12 protein-coding genes and 2 tRNA genes are annotated in these 20,399 nt (G+C 41.3%); all 14 read left to right on the top strand.

From position 1 onward, the window contains the following. Positions 1–449: 449 nt before the first annotated feature. Positions 450–1,484, top strand: a complete 1,035-nt coding sequence (gene recA / locus IYN84_RS17395; RefSeq protein WP_196140536.1) for a recombinase RecA — start codon at positions 450–452, stop codon at positions 1,482–1,484. A gap of 460 nt (positions 1,485–1,944) precedes the next feature. Continuing rightward, positions 1,945–2,526: a DUF4136 domain-containing protein gene (locus IYN84_RS17390; RefSeq protein WP_196140535.1), complete on the top strand. Its 582-nt coding sequence runs from the start codon at positions 1,945–1,947 to the stop codon at positions 2,524–2,526. Between the two features lie 128 nt (positions 2,527–2,654). Beyond that, positions 2,655–3,167, top strand: coding sequence for a regulatory protein RecX (locus IYN84_RS17385; protein WP_196140534.1), 513 nt, complete (start codon positions 2,655–2,657; stop codon positions 3,165–3,167). After that, positions 3,154–5,745, top strand: coding sequence for an alanine--tRNA ligase (gene alaS, locus IYN84_RS17380; RefSeq protein WP_196140533.1), 2,592 nt, complete (start codon positions 3,154–3,156; stop codon positions 5,743–5,745). Before IYN84_RS17385 ends, alaS begins: the two co-directional genes overlap by 14 nt. A 165-nt stretch (positions 5,746–5,910) precedes the next feature. Continuing rightward, positions 5,911–6,096, top strand: coding sequence for a carbon storage regulator CsrA (gene csrA, locus IYN84_RS17375; RefSeq protein WP_196140532.1), 186 nt, complete (start codon positions 5,911–5,913; stop codon positions 6,094–6,096). A 119-nt stretch (positions 6,097–6,215) separates the two neighbouring features. Continuing rightward, positions 6,216–6,307, top strand: a tRNA-Ser gene (locus IYN84_RS17370). Between the two features lie 143 nt (positions 6,308–6,450). Next, a tRNA-Arg gene (locus IYN84_RS17365) sits at positions 6,451–6,527 on the top strand. A 223-nt stretch (positions 6,528–6,750) separates the two neighbouring features. Beyond that, on the top strand, positions 6,751–7,371 hold the full coding sequence (locus tag IYN84_RS17360) for a DUF2799 domain-containing protein (protein ID WP_196140531.1): 621 nt from the start codon (positions 6,751–6,753) through the stop codon (positions 7,369–7,371). Then, on the top strand, positions 7,352–7,600 hold the full coding sequence (locus tag IYN84_RS17355) for a DUF2835 domain-containing protein (RefSeq protein ID WP_196140530.1): 249 nt from the start codon (positions 7,352–7,354) through the stop codon (positions 7,598–7,600). Before IYN84_RS17360 ends, IYN84_RS17355 begins: the two co-directional genes overlap by 20 nt. A gap of 281 nt (positions 7,601–7,881) precedes the next feature. After that, the gene (locus tag IYN84_RS17350; RefSeq protein WP_246723025.1) at positions 7,882–9,612 is read left to right on the top strand and encodes a DUF1302 domain-containing protein; all 1,731 of its coding nucleotides are present in this window, start codon (positions 7,882–7,884) and stop codon (positions 9,610–9,612) included. A gap of 15 nt (positions 9,613–9,627) precedes the next feature. Further along, a complete protein-coding gene (locus IYN84_RS17345; protein WP_196140528.1) occupies positions 9,628–11,001 on the top strand; it encodes a DUF1329 domain-containing protein in 1,374 nt (457 codons plus the stop codon). Between the two features lie 132 nt (positions 11,002–11,133). Next, on the top strand, positions 11,134–12,141 hold the full coding sequence (locus tag IYN84_RS17340; protein ID WP_196140527.1) for a YCF48-related protein: 1,008 nt from the start codon (positions 11,134–11,136) through the stop codon (positions 12,139–12,141). 26 nt (positions 12,142–12,167) lie between these two features. Further along, positions 12,168–14,483 carry an RND family transporter gene (locus IYN84_RS17335; protein WP_196140526.1) on the top strand — a complete coding sequence of 772 codons (2,316 nt, stop codon included), beginning with the start codon at positions 12,168–12,170 and terminating at the stop codon, positions 14,481–14,483. Between the two features lie 525 nt (positions 14,484–15,008). Continuing rightward, entirely contained in the window at positions 15,009–19,877 is a 4,869-nt protein-coding gene (locus tag IYN84_RS17330; RefSeq protein WP_196140525.1) for an NAD-glutamate dehydrogenase, read from the top strand. The last annotated feature ends 522 nt before the right edge of the window (positions 19,878–20,399 follow it).

Raw genomic sequence — 20,399 nt, 5'->3', positions numbered from 1 at the left:
AATAATCACTTCGGTGGGGTTTGGAAACTCTCTCAGAAAGTTCTTGCCTACTGGTATAAGTAGGTGTAGCATAAGTAGCTATTGGACGACTGGTAATATTAAAGTGTTAGGTCACAATAGGAACAATAACAAAACAATAGTAAGACAATAGTAAGCTCTTGGTGTTGACTTGGATAACAGAAACGGTATTGACCTAGATAACAGAAACAAGACAAGAGCAAGACTAGAACAAGATAAGATAGAAACTAGAGTTAGTTAAGAATGTGTTTTTGTCTTAATCAATTGGCAGTCTTTTCCAATATCTAGAATTTGAGCAAACTGTTAAGGTTGTATGGCTTCATAGAGCGTGAGTTAGAAAGCTTTTAGATTATGGAATGATTGAAAGCGATAAACAGTGCTGGAGTAGAAGGCGTTTACACCCTTGAATACGATAATAACTGGAGAAACAAATGGACGATAATCGAAAACAGGCACTCAACGCCGCATTAAGCCAAATTGAAAGACAATTCGGCAAAGGCTCAGTTATGCGCCTGGGTGAAAATCAGACGCAGAGAATTGATGCTATTTCTACGGGGTCTCTGGGATTGGATATCGCTCTCGGAGTTGGCGGCTTACCCAAGGGACGTGTCATTGAGATTTATGGTCCAGAGTCGTCAGGTAAAACAACACTGACTCTACAAGCTATTGCTGAATGTCAGAAAACTGGCGGAACTGCTGCTTTTGTCGATGCGGAGCATGCACTGGACCCCATTTATGCCGAAGCGCTTGGGGTTGATCTGGATAGTTTGCTTGTGTCGCAGCCAGATACCGGAGAACAAGCACTAGAAATCTGTGATATGTTAGTTCGATCTGCTGCTGTCGATTTGGTTGTTATTGACTCTGTCGCAGCTTTGACTCCCAAAGCCGAAATTGAAGGAGATATGGGTGATTCTCATGTTGGACTTCAGGCTCGCCTTATGTCACAAGCGTTACGAAAGCTAACAGCTAATATTAAGAAAACAAACTGTACTGTAATTTTTATCAATCAGATAAGAATGAAAATTGGAGTCATGTTTGGAAACCCTGAAACAACTACTGGTGGTAATGCGCTTAAGTTCTACTCATCAGTGCGACTTGATATTCGTCGAATTGGCGCAGTAAAGCAGGGCGATGAAGTTATTGGTAATGAAACTCGAGTTAAAGTGGTTAAAAATAAAGTAGCGCCACCTTTTAAGCAGACTGAGTTTCAAATACTTTATGGGCAGGGAACTGCTCGAAATGGTGAAATTATTGATTTGGGTGTAAAGCAGGGAATCGTTGATAAGGCTGGTGCATGGTATAGCTATAATGGTGATCGTATTGGCCAGGGTAAAGCAAAAGTCATGGAGTTTCTAGATGAGAATCAAGAGATTGCCCAAGACATAGAAAGGCAAATTCGGGAAGCTTTATTGCCTCAGGTTAATAAAAAAGAAGAAAAAGAAGAAAAAGAGGAAGATAAAGCTTAATAAGCTCTAAGTCTAATTCAGGCAGATAGTCGAGCTCATACCTATATCGTATGAGCTTTTTTTTATCTCTTGAATAAAGTTATTATTGTATTCAATAAAAAATATATTGCATTCCATAAGCTGCTGGGGTATCCTTTATCTCAGTTGTTAATATTTTATAGGAAGAGGGTTCTCCGTAAACAAATTCTGGTTTGGTCTGAATTTATCTGAACTCTAGTCTTGATTCTTCATTGGTTGCCTGGACCATGATTTGGCTGCTTTTATAGCAGCCTTTTTTTTAGCTATCGCTTTTGCATGAAAGCATAGACTGATATAGTTAAGCATAGTCAAATGATTGCTCACATCTGTTTCTTAGAAACAATAGCACTTAATGATTAATCGCAGGTCATAAAGTTAAGTCATTGATAAAAAGTTTTTCGATTCAGTAACTTTTTGAGGAATCGACTTAGAGAGAAAGTATATGGGATATATGCAAAAAGTATTGTTAGTTTGTCTGTACGCTCTATTGAGTGCTTGTGTTATGAAGCCTCCCACTACTTATGACTATGATACGAGTTATAATTTTGGACAGCTAAAAACTTACGCCTGGCTCCCTGATAGTGAAGATCATGTCTCTACTCTTGATGACAAAAGACAGAGAAATGCTATTGAAACGGTTCTTAATCGTAAAGGGTTTAAAAAAGTTGAACAGAACGGGAAAGCGAGCTTTTTGTTAAAGGTCCACACAATTACCGATAAAAAGGTAGATGTAGACCATTTTTATAGTACCTGGGGGTATCACCCATTTTTTTATCCAGATCCAAGAAGAGGGTATCCCTGGCCTCACATGGGAACCACTAGTGTTAGAGAGTACCAGGTAGGAACACTGGTACTGGATATTGTGGATCCTGTTAAAAAGCAGGTTATCTGGCGAGGTAGTATATCGAAAAGTCTTGGAATTTACCGAAATCGTTCGCCAGAAGAAAGGGCTACAATCGCGATGAGCACTGCTGAGCATTTGTTGGCAACTTTCCCTCCCCAGAGAATGCCCAAACTCGATTAGATAAAGTACAATAACTTCAAAAAGTTAGCTCTAATAACCATCAACTTCGACTCGGGCTTTTCTGTAATCAGAATACACCGCAGCATCAGGACTAGATGATCCGGTACGCATCGATTAGAATAGCCACCATGAATAGCCCTTTAGCCGACCAATCTTCTTCAGTATTAGCCAAAGCGATTGGTTACGCTACAAGGCTTTTGTCGAGTAGAGAGTATTCTGTCAAACAACTCAACCAGAAGCTCAAAGCTCGTGGATTGGATGATGAACAAGTACAAAGCACCTTGAAATATCTGATTTTAGAGGGGTGGCAAAGTGATATAAGGTTTTGTGAATCATTCATTCGCAGTAAAGCAAATAATGGTCAGGGCATACAAAGGATAAGGTTTGAGCTTGCACAGCATGGAATAACGGAAGAATTATTGGAAAAGGCCCTCAATGAAGTTGAAGTTGACTGGCAGACCATCTGTGACAGGTTAGCCAGGAAGAAAAATAACCAAATAAAAGAATCAGATTCTTTCAAAAGAAGCAGTAAGTTGGAACGTTTTCTTTTGTACCGAGGATTTGAAAGAGAGCAAATACGGCGGTCAATAAACCGTCTTCGTGAAGTAGGAGAAAGTTCTGGTGACAATGACCAGCAATGAAATTCGGGAAGCTTTCCTGTCATATTTTGAGAAGAATGGGCATCAAAGAGTGGATTCCAGTCCATTGGTTCCAGGTAATGATCCCACTTTATTATTTACCAATGCGGGAATGGTACAGTTTAAAGAATGCTTTCTGGGTACTGATAAACGAAGTTATCAGCGCGCAACAACAAGCCAGCGTTGTGTAAGAGCCGGTGGTAAACACAACGATCTGGAAAATGTTGGATATACCGCTCGCCATCATACTTTCTTTGAAATGCTTGGGAATTTCAGCTTTGGTGACTATTTCAAAAAGGAAGCTATTCGATATGCCTGGGACTTTTTAACCAAGGAGTTAAAGCTACCAGAAGAAAAACTCTGGGTAACTGTTCACAAAGACGATAAAGAGTCTGAAGAAATCTGGTTTAATCAAATCGGTATAAATCAAGAGCGGTTTTCTCGTCTTGGTAATAAGGATAATTTTTGGGCAATGGGTGATACAGGTCCTTGTGGACCATGCAGTGAAATTTTTTACGATCATGGGGAATCAGTTGCCGGCGGGCCTCCGGGAAGTCCGGAAGAAGATGGTGATAGATATATTGAGATCTGGAACCTGGTGTTTATGCAATACAATCGAAGCAAAGATGGACAAATGTCACCTCTGCCAAAGCCTTCCGTCGATACTGGAATGGGGCTGGAGAGAATTGCTGCAGTTATGCAAAATGTTCACAACAATTATGAGATCGACCTTTTTGCAAAAATAATTCAGTCAGTCGCCCATTTGCTTCAGGTTGATGATCATTCCAATCAGTCTTTGCGTGTTATTGCCGACCATATTCGTTCCTGTTCCTTTATGATTGTTGATGGTGTTTTACCGGGTAATGAGGGGCGTGGTTACGTACTTAGAAGAATCATTCGTCGTGCAATCAGGCATGGTAACAAGCTTGGTGCTGAGCAGACATTTTTCCATAAAATTGTTGATGTCCTTGTCGAACAGATGGGGGATGCTTATCCAGAGTTGACAAACAAAAAAGACTTTATTACTAAAACATTGCTCACTGAAGAACAGCAATTCGCTAAAACACTCAAAAATGGAATGCGAATTCTTGAGCAGTATATAGAAGGTATGTCCGGGACTGAAATTGAGGGCGACATAGTGTTTAAGTTGAAAGACACTTATGGCTTTCCAGACGATCTAACGGCTGACTATGCTCGAGAGAGAGGGTTAACAATCGATAAGGCTGGTTTTGACAAATTATTAGCTGAACAGCAAGCTGCGAGTAGCAAAGCCGGACAGTTTGAAGTTGATTACAATGACAGTTTAAATGTGGACGATAAGACAGAGTTTGTCGGCTATACAAAGTTGGAAAGTGACGCCAGAGTAATTTCTATTCTTGTCGATGGAGGACAGGTAGACGCGATCACTGTAGGAACCGAAGCTGCGATCGTTCTTAATAAAACGCCTTTTTATGCTGAGTCTGGCGGACAAGTTGGGGATAGAGGCGTACTGGTTGGGGAAGGCTTTCAATTCGAGGTGAAAGATACCATCAAAGCACAAGATGCATTTTTGCATAAAGGTATTGTGCGAGAGGGAACAATTCAAACTGATGAAAGTCTCAAAGCATCCATAGACAGACAGGAAAGGGCGGACACCGCGCTTAATCACTCTGCGACGCACTTGATGCATGCCGCTCTTCGCAATATTTTGGGTGAGCATGTTCAACAAAAAGGCTCCTTGGTTGATAGTCAGAGATTGAGGTTTGACTTTTCACATCCTGTTGCTGTCACAGAAGAAGAAATTTTTAAAATCGAAAAGCTGGTAAATAAACACATCCGTGAAAATCATCCGGTAGAAACTGTTGAAACTACGATCGATTCAGCCAAGGAAATGGGGGCTATGATGCTCTTTGGCGAAAAATATGGAGACACGGTTAGAGTTCTAAAAATGTCAGAGTTTTCTATAGAACTGTGTGGCGGAACTCACGTTGAGCGAACTGGAGACATAGGCGCTTTTAAAATTATCGGAGAACAGGGAATTGCCTCAGGCGTTCGTCGAATTGAGGCTATCACCGGGGATAGTGCTATCGAATATACGCAAAAGCAGGGATGGCTAATTAATCAGTTAGCCGCGAGCTTAAAAACTGATCGAATGTCGTTAAGCGACAAAGTTGAACAGCTTATTATTAAGTCTAAACAGCAAGATCGTGAGATTGAAAAGCTCAAGGGACGCTTGTCTTCTAATCAGGGCTCTGATTTACTTAATCAAAAAGTAATGGTCGGTGATGTCTGTTTGTTAGCTGCCAAAATTGATGGTATAGGTGCGAAAGAGTTGAGAGCACTCAGCGACCAGCTAAAAAGTAAAATAGGTAGCGGGGTGATCGCTTTGGCTGCAGAAGTTGATGGCAAAATAAGTTTAATAACCGGAGTAACCAAAGACCTGACGCCGAAATATCATGCCGGTAATTTAATGAAGGAATTAGCCGCTAAACTGGATGGCAGAGGAGGTGGTCGCCCGGATATGGCTCAGGGTGGAGGCGTCAATCTGGCGGCTCTGGATGAGGCCTTAAACTGGGTAAAAGACTGGGTTGCTTCACAATAGTAGTCCTCTATTTTTTGTAGATTGTTAAAAATAATTGATAAATAAAAAATTAATACAGTGACGCTGAAATAGACTATTGTTATAATTGCGCACCTTTTTATAGGGAACTATGTAGTTGTAGGACGCGTTAACTGTTGAAAGCCAAATAATCTAAGGAGATTGGCAATGTTGATTTTAACTCGTCGTGTTGGCGAAACTCTCATGATCGGTGATGATGTAACTGTAACTGTACTTGGTGTTAAAGGTAATCAAGTGCGAATTGGTGTGAATGCGCCAAAAGAAGTTTCTGTTCATCGAGAAGAGATTTACATGCGTATTCAACGCGAAAAAGAAATGTCATCTGGTGAATAGTGATCACTATTTAATCACCTGGAAAAAGAATTGCATTAATTACTAAAAAAGAGATTGATTTTTAGTTTTAATCAGGTAGTATTCTCCCCCGCAAAAAGTAGCGAAAGCAAATTTCATTAGGAGAGATGGCCGAGCGGCTGAAGGCGCTCCCCTGCTAAGGGAGTATGGGTTTTATCGCCCATCGGGGGTTCGAATCCCCCTCTCTCCGCCATTGCTTAGAGCTACTTTATGAAGGAAGCGAAGTGATTTGAGTAAACTTTGATTTAGCTAAATATTTTCAAAATATTCGTTGACAAGGTAATACTCGATAAGCATAATACCGCTCCCTTTGACGCAGAGCGTCAAAACCGAAACGCGCATGTAGCTCAGCTGGATAGAGTACCTGGCTACGAACCAGGCGGTCGGAGGTTCGACTCCTTCCATGCGCGCCATATTAAAAACCCGGGCTATGCCCGGGTTTTTTGTTATTAATCCTGGCAAACTTTTGTAGTTGAACTCGGCTCACAAAATTCCTTCTTTCTTCCCATATCCTGCTAGGCTTTGATAATCATATCTGCTAGATTAATTTTTTATCTTATATTTCATTCGATTAGATTAGAACAGACGGTGCTATTCTTTTCTAAGTATGACCTTTATTTTATTCGGGACCAGAATATGAAAAAACTTGAGTTGGGGTTCTCTCTGAGCTTTATCATCCTATGCTTCTTAACGCAGACTGGTTGTGCCACGATGGATCGCTCTGAATGTCAGGTAGCAAACTGGCAGATAATTGGTATGGAAGATGGGGCTGCGGGCAGGCCTTCTTCATATATCGGGAATCATAGGAGCGCCTGTGCAGAGCATGGTATTGCCCCTAATTTGCAACAATATCTAGTGGGACATAACGAAGGGCTTAAACAGTATTGTACTTATGATCGCGGCTTGAGCCTCGGACGAAGTGGTGGAGGCTACAATGGTGTATGTCCTGCCAATCTGTCCAAAGGATTCAAAAGAGGGTTCAATAAGGGTCATCGAGAGTATCTGGTCCGTTCAAAAATCGCATCAACAAAATCAGAGCTCGATAGTCTCCATCGCAAGCTACAACAAATTGAAACTGATATTCAGAAGAAAGAAGCACAATTGATTGCGCAGGGTACAAGCGTAGAGACACGAAGAGCTTTATTGGTAGAAATTAGAGTTTTAAGGGAAGAGAAAGAGGATATTGAGAGAGAGCTTCCTGTCCTCGAGTCGGAGCTATTTAGACTGGAAGAGCAATATGCAAGGCTCAGAAGGTAGCGATAAGGAGCTTGAAGAGAGCTTCTCGTTAAATATTAGCTCGAATGAATATCTGAGGTACTACAAGGGAGAAGTAAAATGGGTGGTCGTAACGGCGCGCTCAGGAAAGAAAATAAAGTTTCCTGCCAACTTACTTTCTCCCTTTGTCACGCATAATGGAATCAATGGAGCTTTTACTTTGAGATATACAGCAGAAGGAAAGTGCATATCACTTGTCAAAAATAGCTGATATTGTGCGTCGCACAAAAAGAATTTTTTCTTAAGTTATTGAATTTTAAGAAGTAAAAAAAGTTTAAAAAAAGCTTTAAACTGGTCGGATGATTTTTCATAATAGGTTTCGGTGAGTTCAACTCTAGTCTAGGATATAACAAGAACTGCATTCTCATGAGTATACTTTTTTATAACTTGTGAGCTAAATATTCGGGTTATCAGATATTCCGGTTATCAGTTCAAATTTGATCCGCTCATAGTTGGGTAGATAATACAATGATAAAAAAAGGGCTATATACCATGCAAAAACCAAAAATTGCAGCTGTCACTGCAGCAGTGGCATTCGCACTCAGTATGGGGCAACCCGCTCAAGCCGTTGAAATTAAGGGTGATAGTTGGAGTGGTAGTTGGGATACTACGGTTTCCCTTGGTTCCAGTTGGAGAATGGAAGATAGAGACATTGATCGTATTGGTCATGCCAATCTGGCAGAGTTGGAAGGTGTACCGATTGATTTGAGTCGTGGTGCCTGGTCAAATAACGGTGATGACGCAAACTTAAACTTTGATAAGAATGACCCGTTTTCGACAGCGCTCAAGTTTACTACTGAACTGGGGCTGCAACATGAAAGCGGATTTGGATTTTTTATTCGCGGTACTGGAGTGCGCGACTTTGAATTGATGGATAATCCTGAAAATAGAAGAAAGCCAATATCTGAAAAAGCCGCTGAAAACCATGGCGATGACTACCGTCTATTAGATGCTTATGTCTATAACAATCACGAGTTTGGTGAGTCTAACATGCAGTGGCGACTGGGACGACAAGTCGTTAGTTGGGGAGAGTCTACCTTTATTCAACATGGTCTCTCTGAAATCAATGCAGTTGATGCTACTAAGCTTAGAGTTCCAGGTTCGGAAATCAAAGAAGGATTGATACCAGTAAATACACTTTGGTCGTCAATGGATTTATCTGAAACACTAAGTCTGGAAGCTTATGCACAGTTTGAGTGGGAGCATTTTAGAACAGACGAACCAGGAACCTACTTTGCAACTCAGGATTTTGGCGGCGAAACTGGAACTTCCATACATTTAGGCTTTGGAACAGTACCAGAAAATACACCCGGTACAGTTGCGTTTCGTATTGCAGATAGAGACGCCAGAGACGATGGCCAGTTTGGTGTCAAGTTAGCCTGGCTTGCTGAGGACTGGAACTACACAGAATTTGGTTTCTATTATGTCAACTACCACAATAAGCGTCCTTTAATCTCTGCTTATGCACATGATGGCACGGCTACACGAGGCTTTTTTGAATATCTGGAAGATATTCAAATGTATGGCCTGAGCTTTAATACTTCAACTGATGGCGGCTTATCTATTGCCGGTGAAATGACCTATCGTAAAGATGAACCACTGCAAATAGATGATGTAGAAATACTTTTTGCTACTTTAGAGCCAGTAGGCACTATCCCGAGCGGAACTTCGCAAATTCCTGGTGGGGCTGGCTTAGGTGAGGAAATTTCAGGCTACAGGTTGTTTGATACGGTACAGGCTCAGACAACGTTTACCTATTTTGTTGGTCCAAAGCTTGGTGCAGACCAATGGGTTGTTCTTGTAGAAGTGGGCGCAAACAAGGTTTTGGATATGCCGTCCGAAGATGAGTTGAGGTTTAACGCTCCTGGAACAAACCGAAGTGGAAATGAAGCTAGAGCGGCATTTGAAGGCGTTGAAACAGCTTCATTTGCAACAGATTTTTCGTGGGGCTATCGCTTCGTAACTCGTCTGGATTATACAGACGTGTTGGGAGGCTGGAACTTGTCACCACGTCTTGTTCTTCAGCACGACGTAAAAGGTATCACGCCAGGGCCGATTTCAAACTTTGTTGAAGATAGAAAGGCAGTCACTCTTGGAGTCGCCTTTGGATATCAGTCTAAGTGGAAAATTGATGCTGGCTATTCAGCGTTTTTTGACGGAGGCGCAGCAAACCTGATGGAAGATAAAGACTTCTTCGCCGCCAACGTTAGTTATTCATTTTAATAAGGACCAGCAAACATGAGCATAAAACTTACAAAAACATTACTTGCCGGTGCGGTTTGCTTTGGACTTGCATCAAGTGCAGCGATGGCGAAAGTATCGCCTGAGCAGGTAGCAAAGCTAGGTACAGAGTTGACCCCTGTTGGGGCTGAGATGGCTGGAAATGCCGATGGCACTATTCCTGCCTGGACTGGTGGAATATCAAAGCCGCCAGCTGGATACAAACAAGGGGACTTTCATCCAGATCCTTATTCATCAGACAAGGTTTTATTCACTATCACAGCTGCTAATGCTGAGCAGTACAAAGATAAGCTGACTGCAGGTCAGATGGCTTTGTTCAAGGCATATCCAGAAACTTTCAAGATGAATGTTTATCCAACTCATCGTAGCGCAGCTTATCCGACGCATGTTTACGAAGAGACAAAAGCTAACGCTGGGCGTACTACGTTGGTTGAAGGTGGTAATGGGTTAAAACAGGCTGCGGTTGGTTTTCCATTTCCTATTCCTCAAAGCGGGTTAGAGGTTATCTGGAATCACATTGTTCGATATCGCGGTGAAACAGCAACCAGATACGTAGGGCAAGCAACTCCTCAACGCGATGGTAGCTATACTCTGGTTAAATTCCGTGATGAAATCGATCAGGTTTACACCAAAAAAGGGACAAAGCCTGAGGATCTGGAAAAAGAAAACATGCTGTTCTATTTCAAGCAATGGGTTACAGCGCCGGCTCGCCTTGCAGGTACCGCTCTACTTGTTCATGAAACGCTTGATCAGGTTAAAAAACCACGTCAAGCCTGGACTTATAATACAGGTCAGCGTCGTGTCCGTCGTGCTCCAAATGTGGCGTATGATGCCCCGGGAACAGCGGCTGACGGCTTAAGAACAACCGATGACTTCGATATGTACAATGGCGCGCCAAATCGTTACGACTGGAAGCTTATTGGTAAGAAGGAAATCTACATTCCATATAATACTTATAAATTACACTCGAACACGGTTAAGTATGACGAAATCATTCAGGCGGGACACATTAATCAAGACTTAGTCAGATACGAGCTGCACAGAGTGTGGGTTGTTGAAGCCAATCTAAAAGAAGATACGCGTCATCAGTATAAGAAGCGAGTTTTCTATATTGATGAAGATAGCTGGCAAATTGCGATATCAGACATCTATGATACTCAAGACCAGTTATGGCGAGTCGCTATGTCTCATGCAGTTAACTACTTTGAAGTTCCGCTACTTTGGTCTACGCTTGAAGTATTTCATGATCTCAAGTCAGGTCGCTATTTAGCGTTAGGTCTTGATAATGAAGATTCCATGCCGGACTTTTTCGCAAAGAGAGACAAAAGAGACTTTACACCTGCCGCACTAAGAAGAGCGGGTAGAAGATAAAGTCTGTTTTCAGGTTGCATTCTGGAACTCTATTTTAACCAGGGGCCGGTTTTTTTACCGGCCTTTTTTATTCTCAGAGAGGGACAGTCATAAATTTTTTTGTGACTTTCAAGACAATCTAGTGGGTTTAGTATGAATAAGTTTTTTTGTAGTCTGCTTATAGTCATTCAGTTTTCCAGTTACTGCTTAGCAGGACAAGATGAAGAAGCTGATGAAGCAGGTAAAAGTAATACAAATGCACAAGCTGTTGTCAGCACAAAAGCTGCAAAAGCTTCAAAACGATTGCTAATGGATATACAGCGCGTAGGTGAAAGCAAGCTAATAGCTGTTGGCGAGAGAGGTCATATATTGATCTCGGAAGATGAGGCCAATTCCTGGCGTCAGGTCATAGTACCAACTCAAGTCCTTTTAACAAAACTACTTTTTGTGAATGAAAAAATTGGTTGGGCTATTGGTCATCAACAAAATATATTGAAGACTGAAGATGGCGGTGAATCGTGGACATTAAAATATGAAAATGCGAGCGTTGATCAACCGGCACTTTTTGACATCTGGTTTAAAGATGAGAACTTTGGCATTGCAGTGGGAGCTTATGGCTTATACCTTAGAACCGATGATGGGGGAGAAACCTGGGAAGATATTTATCAGGAAAGCTTGGAAGATGTAGAGATCGGCTTTACCCATTTTTATGGAATTACCTTTGATCAATCTAGCGAAAAGCTGTTCATGGCTGGTGAACTTGGTTTTCTCGCTATATCGGGAGATTATGGAGAAAGCTGGGAGCGTATCGAAAGTCCATATCATGGTTCCTTTTTTGGAATTGAAGGTTTACCTAATGGAAGAATTATTGCATTTGGTTTACGTGGGCATCTATTCTGGTCAGATGATTTAGGACAGACGTGGGAGCAATCAGAAACTGGGACAACGTCAGGTTTGCAAAGAGCTTTAATGCTAAACTCCAAGAGCCTGCTAATTGTTGGATCTGATGGAACCCAGCTTATCAGTAAAGATAATGCCGAAACGGTTAAGCTCTATAAACGTAGCGATCGGGTACACTTGGCTAGTGCGGTCAAGTTAGAAAGTGACGAAATTTTGTTAGTGGGTGTTAATGGCGTAATGAAAGCGGATTTTAGTCATTAATTATGCAGAATAAGATGGAAACAAGAATGAGTGGTAATAAATTAGACGCAGTTATTCAAAGCTTAATATTCTCCAAACGGAAAGGTATTCTGGCTATTTTTGCAATAGCGACAGTGATAATGCTGTATTTCGCTTCTCAGTTAAGAGTCGATGCTAGCTTTGAAAAGAATATCCCGCTAGAACACGAGTATATGAAGACCTATATTGAGCACCAGGAACATTTTGGTGGAGCAAATCGTGTACTTTTTGTTCTCGAGGATAAGTCTGGTGATATTTTCAACCAGAAATTTTTCGATGCCTTGTCGGACGCAACCCATAAAGTAGCCAGTATCTCAAGCGTTTCAGAGCCTTTAATGAGCTCTCTATTTACGCCCAATACTCGATTTGTTGAGGCCGTTGAAGACGGTATGGTTGGTGGTCCGGTAATACCTCCTAGTTTTGATGGTTCAGACCAACAACTTCAGCTTGTAAGAAGCAATATTTTGAAGGCTGGATTGGTAGGTCGTCTGGTCGCTAATAATTTTGGTTCTGCCATGGTTAGTGCGCAACTCTTGTCAATCGATCCTGCTACCAAAGATAAAACGGATCTGGTTGGGGTCGCAAATCGACTAGAAGAAATCCGCGAAGAAATGGAAGTTGCTTATCCTAATATTGAGGTCCATATCATTGGTTTTTCCAAAATGATCGGTGATGTAAGTAATGGTGCCCAACAAGTAGTTATGTTTTTCGCTATAGCATTTGTTATCACAGCACTTCTAGTTTACCTTTATTCTCACTCCGTCAGCCTTACGGTTTTGCCGCTACTCTGTTCTGTTGTAGCTGTTATATGGCAGTTAGGGCTACTAACAGCCTTTGGATTTGGGCTCGATCCCATGTCAATATTAGTCCCGTTTCTTGTTTTCGCGATAGGCGTTAGTCATGGTGTTCAAATGATTAACGCGGTTGGAAAGAATGTCGCAACAGGAACAAGTTCACTCGAAGCTGCTTATGGAGCCTGTTGTCGCCTTTTTATCCCGGGAATGGTGGCTCTGCTTAGTGATACTATCGGGTTCTTGACTTTATTGTTGATAAAAATTGAAATTATTCAAGAGCTTGCGATAACCGCCAGTTTAGGGGTCGCGGTTATTATTCTGACCAACCTTATTTTGTTACCTGTTTTGCTTTCCTTTGCCAAATTTCCTGCCAATTTTGGAGAGAAAGTTGAGCGTTCTGCAAGAAAGCAGGGGGCTTTATGGAAGTTTTTCTCTGGCTTTGCTCAAAGACGAACTGCTGCAATGACCCTTATGTGTGCGCTGGTTGTTGTTGTAGTGTCCTTTATGTTTGCTCGCAACATGAAAGTCGGCGATCTTCATGCTGGAGCCCCTGCTTTAAGGTCTGATTCAGTCTATAACCTTGATACCAAGTTTGTAACCGATAATTTTTCTATTGGTACAGACATGATTTCGATTATTGCTGAAACTGTTGAGGAAGGATGTACCCAGTTTGAGATCATGAATGAGATCGACAAGTTCCAATGGAATCTGGAGAACCTGCCGGGAGTTCAGTCGGCAATTAGTTTACCTACGGTTTCTAAAATGCTAAACGCTGGATTTTTTGAAGGTGCTTTACAATGGCGAATTTTACCTCGAGAGCAAAGTGTTCTAACACAATCAATTCGCTATCTTGAGACTAGTAGTGGCTTATTTAATACCGATTGTAGTGTTATTCCTATTCTGGTATTTACCAAAGATCATAAAGCAGAAACTATTGAACAGGTTGTTAATGCCGCTAAGGAATACAGACAGCAACATCCTAACGAAAAAGTGACTTTCAGACTGGCTACTGGCCCGGTAGGTGTTATGGCTGCAACAAATGAAGCCGTATCTGAAGCTCAACTGCCCATGCTGGTATGGGTCTATTTGGCTGTGATCCTTCTTTGTCTGATTAGTTTCCGCTCTATTAGGTCGACTTTATGTATTGTTATTCCTCTTGCCATTGTTTCTGTGATGGCACAAGCTTTGATGACGATTCTTGATATAGGCCTGACTGTGGCTACTTTGCCGGTAGTTGCACTTGGTGTTGGTATAGGTGTTGATTATGGTATTTACATTTTCTCCCGAATGCTGATATTCATTCGTGCTGGAGAAAGTATTTCTGAAGCCTTTCTGAAAACACTGAACCTGACCGGAAACGCGGTATTTTTTACCGGATTGACTTTAGCTATTGGGGTAAGCACCTGGTTAATGTCTGCACTGCAATTTCAGGCTGACATGGGGATCTTACTGACATTCATGTTTTTGTTTAACATGCTAGGGGCAGTAATATTATTGCCTGCTCTGGCGGCATTCTTATATAGAAGGTAGTTACTTTGCCAAGGTAACGACTTCTTGTCGACAAACTAAAAAGCCGAAGTTATATCTTCGGCTTTTTAGTTGATACCCCCCCTCAAATCATCACTCTGGCAAGATTGAAGCAATATGATTTAAACTTGGTTAATTAGTGAGTCAGGTCTTTAGAAAGGCGTGAACCAGACCTGTTTCAAAAACTTGTCATTTTCGCGATTTTATTGATGCGATTTAATAAACTTTCGCCTACAATGGCGTCGATTTTGTGGCCAAAATAGCCTGAGATTTATTCTGATTCATGAATGTTCTGAAAAGCTGCTTGAAAACTTAGTATTTTGCCCATTTTACGAGGGCTTGAAGGCGAAAGGAATAGTTAATTAGGTTATCTATCCACTTAATCATAGACTATCATTATATAAATTTGTCATAGAAAAAAGCTGACACACTTTGGTTAGGAACAACTCGAAGAGGCCGCGGTTATTAATTTATTCAAAATAGCCGGGTTTGAGGGAGTTAGCTAAAGTCCCAGGTAAGGTTAAAAAAATGTCAATCGAACAAAAAACGCACGACACCATCTTGTTCAAAAACGTAATTGAGCTAATCGAATCGAAGTTCAATAAGACTCAGGCAGCGCTGGTTTCTCAGTTTGCCCATTATTTTTGCGCAGGGATCTCCAGCATCGACTTTGAGTACAAAAATGCCAATGAGCTTTACGCACCAATTGTAAGTTTATGGAATTACATGCAGGACAGCGTGAGTGAGTGTGATATTCGCGTGTATACACCCGATTTTGAGAGTCATGGTTGGCATTCCAAACATACGGTTATTGAGTTGGTTCACCAGGATATGCCTTTCCTGGTCGACTCTGTTCGTATGGAATTGAATCGCATGGGGATCAACATTCATCTGCACATTCATATTCCTCTCGATATAACGCGTGATAAGAGTCAGAAAATTAGTTCTATTGCTCGACCCGAAGTTGGTCATCGGGAAGCCAGCATTACCCCGATGTATCTGGAAATAGACCGTCAGCTTGATGATACAGAGCTGGAGCTAATCAAATGTAACCTTGAAGAAGTCCTTTCTGATGTCCGCGTATCCGTTTCTGACTGGGAGCCGATGAAAGAAAGGTTGGCGGAAGTTATCGCCAGAGTAGAAAATCTCCCTAAAAACTTACAAAACGAGAAGAACAAAGAGTGCAAAGATTTTCTAGACTGGATAAGTGGTAATCATTTCACCTTGCTGGGATATACATATTATCAGTTAACCAATGAAAAGAATGATACCAAACTGGTTCCTCAACAAGAAACTTCACTTGGGCTTAAAACCAAAGCTAACTGGGCGCCTAAGCCCTACCGGTTAAGTGATTTACCTGCAGGAGCGAGAAATTTAATTCTCAATAATGAAAATTTATTGGTATTAACCAAGTTAAGTGCTGTTAGCAGGGTTCATCGTCCCGCCCACCTGGATTATATCGGCGTTAAAAGGATTAATGAGAAAGGAGAGATTATCGGTGAAGATCGTTTTATCGGTTTGTATACTTCTGCAGCGTACAATTTAAATCCGATGAGTATTCCTGTTCTACGCCAAAAAATTAATGCGGTTCAGAAAAGATCGGGATTAACTCCTTTAGAACATGATCATAAAGTATTAAGAAATGTACTCGAAACCTATCCTCGAGATGAGCTATTTCAAACCAGTGTGGATAAGCTTTATGAAACAACCATTGGTATTTTGCAAATACAGGAACGACCGATTATTCGGTTGTTTGCCAGAAGAGACCCTTATGGTCGCTTCTTTTCCTGCTTGGTCTATGTGCCAAGAGAGATTTATACCACTAAGATTCGGATTGCGATAACCAAGATTCTATCCAGTGCTTTTGGAGCAGTTTCTGAGCCTCAATTTACAACGACTTTTTCCGAATCGATTTTGGCAAGAATGCATTTCATTATTCCCGTGGAAGATGCGGAAACGATTGAATACGATGTTAAAGAGATAGAAAAAGATCTTTTTCAGGCGACACGCAGTTGGGAAGATAACTTAAATGAAGCCTTATTAAGTGAATTTGGTGAGGCAGAAGGAAAACGTTTAAGCCAACGTTATTCCGACAGGTTTCCTGTCAGCTATCAGGAGTATGCCATTACTCAAACTGCGGTTCTGGATATCAAGCACATGGAGTCTTTAACCGATGACTGTGCTCTTAGTATGCTGCTATATCGTTCACAGGAAGAGTCGAATGATTATATTCGATTTAAATTATTTTACAGAGACCAGCCTAAACCACTTTCCGATGTATTACCAATGCTCGAGAACATGGGGTTGAATATCATTGGTGAGTCTCCGTATAGAATAAAACCCGCAGGTGGAGCGGTACGCTGGATTAGCGACTTCACTATGCAACATCCCGAAGGTACTAAGCTCGATCTCGAGAAAATTAAGGAAACTTTCCAGGAAGCATTTGCGAAAATCTGGTTCGAACAGGCTGAAAATGATGGTTTCAACCGATTAGTACTGGCTGCAGGTTTAACCTGGCGTCAGACAGCAATGCTTAGGGCTTACGCAAAATACATGTGGCAAATTGGCTCTGCATTTTCGCAAAATTCTGTCGAAGACACATTAGCAAGTTATCCTGAAATTACTCACTTACTGGTTAATTTTTTCACGCAAAAATTTGATCCTGATTTAAAGAGGGATGAAAAGAAAGAAAAATCGCTCCGTAAGGAAATTATTCAGGCGCTTGACGGGGTTGCGAATCTTGATCAGGATCGAATCCTGCGTCGTTATCTGGAAATGTTTGAAGCGACAATTAGAACCAACTTTTTCCAGCTTGATTCAAATAATGAAAGTAAAAACTATATCAGCTTTAAATTTACTCCTCAGAAGATTACTGACATTCCAAAACCTGCGCCAATGTTTGAAATCTTTGTGTACTCCCCCCGGATTGAGGGTGTTCATCTAAGAGGAGGTAAAGTTGCTCGAGGGGGACTGCGATGGTCAGACCGTCGAGAAGATTTTAGAACTGAAATACTTGGTCTGGTAAAAGCCCAGCAAGTTAAAAACTCTGTGATTGTACCTGTCGGTGCAAAAGGTGGCTTTGTATGCAAACGAAGTCTAGCCGGATTGTCGCGCGAAGAGTTTATGGAAGAAGGTATTGCCTGTTACAAGATTTTTATTAGTGCATTGCTCGATATTACTGATAATTTAGTCGATGGTAATCTGGTAGCTCCTCAACGAGTCGTTCGTCATGATGAAGATGATCCTTACCTGGTTGTTGCAGCCGATAAGGGAACTGCTACATTCTCTGACATTGCCAATAGTATTTCTGAAAAATATGGATTCTGGTTAGGAGATGCTTTCGCATCAGGTGGAAGCGTTGGCTACGACCATAAAAAAATGGGCATTACAGCAAAAGGTGCGTGGGAATCCGTTAAGCGTCACTTTATGGAAATGGGCATTGACTGCCAGACAACAAACTTTACTGCGGTCGGTATTGGCGATATGGCAGGGGATGTATTCGGCAATGGTATGCTGTGTTCGCGTCACACCAAACTTGTCGCTGCATTCAATCATATGCATATATTTATTGATCCCGATCCCGAGCCTGAAGCGAGTTATCTTGAGCGAGAAAGGCTTTTTAATTTGCCTCGTTCTTCTTGGGAAGATTATGATTCCAAACTTATTTCCAAAGGTGGCGGAGTTTTCTCTCGGAATGCCAAGTCTATTCCTTTATCTAAAGAGATAAAAAAGCTGCTTAAAGTTAAAGACGACGCGTTACCACCTAACGAATTAATCAGCTGTATTTTAAGAGCCGAAGTTGATTTGCTATGGAATGGTGGAATAGGAACTTATGTAAAAGCTAAGTCGGAATCTCATGCAGAAGTTGGTGATAGAGCGAATGACGCTTTACGGATTAACGGTGAGGAACTGCGCTGCAGTATTGTCGGTGAAGGTGGAAATCTGGGGCTCACTCAATTAGGTCGGATCGAGTATATGCGTCGAGGCGGGCGTGGTAATTCTGACTTTATTGACAATGCTGGCGGGGTTAACTGTTCTGATAATGAAGTTAATATTAAAATATTACTAAATCAGGTTGTGACTGACGGTGATATGACCGTAAAGCAACGAAATAAATTGCTTGAAAGTATGACTGATGAAGTTTCTGAAATAGTACTTCGAGAGAATTTCTTACAGGCTCAGTCCATCAGTGTTAGCGAAGAACGTTCGGAAAAAATGGTTAAAGAGCTCATGCGATTTATTCATTGGCTGGAAAAGGAAGAGCGACTTGATCGAGAACTAGAGTTCTTACCGAATGATGAAGAGCTACTTGAGCGCTTAGCACAAGGTAAAGGATTGACCCGCGCTGAGCTGGCAGTATTAACTGCCTATGGAAAGATGGTACTTAAAGAAGAACTCTGTATTCCTGAAGTTGCTAACGAACCATATTATGAGGAGCTTTTGATTAATTACTTCCCTAAGCCGATGCGAAAGAAGTACGCGACTCAAATGCGAAGTCATCCGCTGAAAGATGAGATCATCTCCATGCGACTGGCAAATGAAATGGTAGATTATCTGGGAAGTAATTTTGCTTTTAGAGCGATGGACGAGACTGGTGCAACACCTGCTGATGTCGCGACCTGTTTCACTCTAGCAAAAGAAATATATGATATGCCATCCATGTGGAAGCAAATTGAGGCACTCGATCATTCAGTACCTGCTTCGATAAAACACAACATGATTTATCAAACACAGAGAATGGTAAGAAGGTGTACACGTTGGTTCTTGCGTCATCGTCGTAAGAACCTGGCGATTCAGGATGGAATCGATTATTTCAAGGATGGCGTTGAAGCCTTACAAAAGTGTATCAATAAAGTTCTTGAGCAAAAGGAAAATGAAAGTATTCAGCAGGGTGTAAACCACTGGGTTGATCATGGTGTTCCCAAGAAACTAGCTGAAAAAATAGGCTACATGAGTACTATGTTCTCTGCGCTTGATATCGTTGAAATGGCGAAGTTAACCGGATTGGATATCTCTTTGGTTGCGGAAGTTTATTTTAAACTTGGCGCGAAATTAGAACTTCACTGGTTCCTTGAACAGATTAACCTGCAGCCGGTTGACAACCATTGGCAAGCATTTGCAAGAGCTTCCTTCAGGGAAGATCTCGATTGGCAGCAACGTAGTTTGACTGTTGCTGTATTACATATGTCCAAAAAGTCAGAATCTGCTGAAGAAAGAATTATTGGATGGATTGTCGAGAACTCTGCTTTACTTTCTCGCTGGCAGCAAATGCTGGCAGATTTCAGAGCAAGTAAACGACATGAGTTTGCCAAATTCTCTGTTGCGCTACGTGAATTATTAATCCTAGTTCAGAGTAGTGTACGAGCAGCAGCTATTGCTCGAGAAGATCATCATTAATTTGCTAATCATTCTTCAAATAAATAAAGGCGGCTAATTAGCCGCTTTTTATTTTTGATGGACAAAGTAAGTAGCAGAAAAAATAGCTAACGAGAAAGTTACTGGCAAGCAAATCAATTGTCGAAGCAAATTGGGTATTTACCTGTATTGTTTCATACTCAAGCTGACGCACTCTAGTTCTAGCTATTATGAAATCTTACAAGAAATAATATTTCTGCTCTTTGTCTAAGCGGAAATCGAGAGCGTGGCATTGAAAAGGCCTCGAAGTATCTTAAAGCGGAAATTCATGTAAACAGTAATATCAAAGATTTCCTCTTTAAAAGTAACCAGAACTTTCCTAGTGATAATGTTCTTACTACGCTTCAAAACCAAACTATCTATTTGATTTTAAAAGAGATATCATTTTTGAGATGCGCATTTATCGTCAGTAAATCACGATAATAACAAGACTTTACTTTATCTTTATCGTTTAACCGGCTGTTTTTAATATAAAAAGCACTTTAGGTATCTTAGAGATTTTCG

This window comes from Aliikangiella sp. G2MR2-5, from assembly GCF_015687155.1.
Lineage (GTDB): Bacteria > Pseudomonadota > Gammaproteobacteria > Enterobacterales > Kangiellaceae > Aliikangiella.
Note: the sequence above shows the minus strand (reverse complement) of the source record. Positions and strands in the feature narration are given on the sequence as shown.

What these genes read in the sequence shown, in the direction of transcription:
- IYN84_RS17345 (WP_196140528.1), top strand. Translation starts at nt 9,628, where the DNA reads ATGAGCATAAAACTTACAAAAACATTACTTGCCGGTGCGGTTTGCTTT.
- IYN84_RS17355 (WP_196140530.1), top strand. Translation starts at nt 7,352, where the DNA reads ATGCAAGGCTCAGAAGGTAGCGATAAGGAGCTTGAAGAGAGCTTCTCG.
- csrA (WP_196140532.1), top strand. Translation starts at nt 5,911, where the DNA reads ATGTTGATTTTAACTCGTCGTGTTGGCGAAACTCTCATGATCGGTGAT.
- IYN84_RS17340 (WP_196140527.1), top strand. Translation starts at nt 11,134, where the DNA reads ATGAATAAGTTTTTTTGTAGTCTGCTTATAGTCATTCAGTTTTCCAGT.
- recA (WP_196140536.1), top strand. Translation starts at nt 450, where the DNA reads ATGGACGATAATCGAAAACAGGCACTCAACGCCGCATTAAGCCAAATT.
- IYN84_RS17330 (WP_196140525.1), top strand. Translation starts at nt 15,009, where the DNA reads ATGTCAATCGAACAAAAAACGCACGACACCATCTTGTTCAAAAACGTA.
- IYN84_RS17350 (WP_246723025.1), top strand. Translation starts at nt 7,882, where the DNA reads ATGCAAAAACCAAAAATTGCAGCTGTCACTGCAGCAGTGGCATTCGCA.
- IYN84_RS17335 (WP_196140526.1), top strand. Translation starts at nt 12,168, where the DNA reads ATGAGTGGTAATAAATTAGACGCAGTTATTCAAAGCTTAATATTCTCC.
- IYN84_RS17360 (WP_196140531.1), top strand. Translation starts at nt 6,751, where the DNA reads ATGAAAAAACTTGAGTTGGGGTTCTCTCTGAGCTTTATCATCCTATGC.
- IYN84_RS17385 (WP_196140534.1), top strand. Translation starts at nt 2,655, where the DNA reads ATGAATAGCCCTTTAGCCGACCAATCTTCTTCAGTATTAGCCAAAGCG.
- IYN84_RS17390 (WP_196140535.1), top strand. Translation starts at nt 1,945, where the DNA reads ATGGGATATATGCAAAAAGTATTGTTAGTTTGTCTGTACGCTCTATTG.
- alaS (WP_196140533.1), top strand. Translation starts at nt 3,154, where the DNA reads ATGACCAGCAATGAAATTCGGGAAGCTTTCCTGTCATATTTTGAGAAG.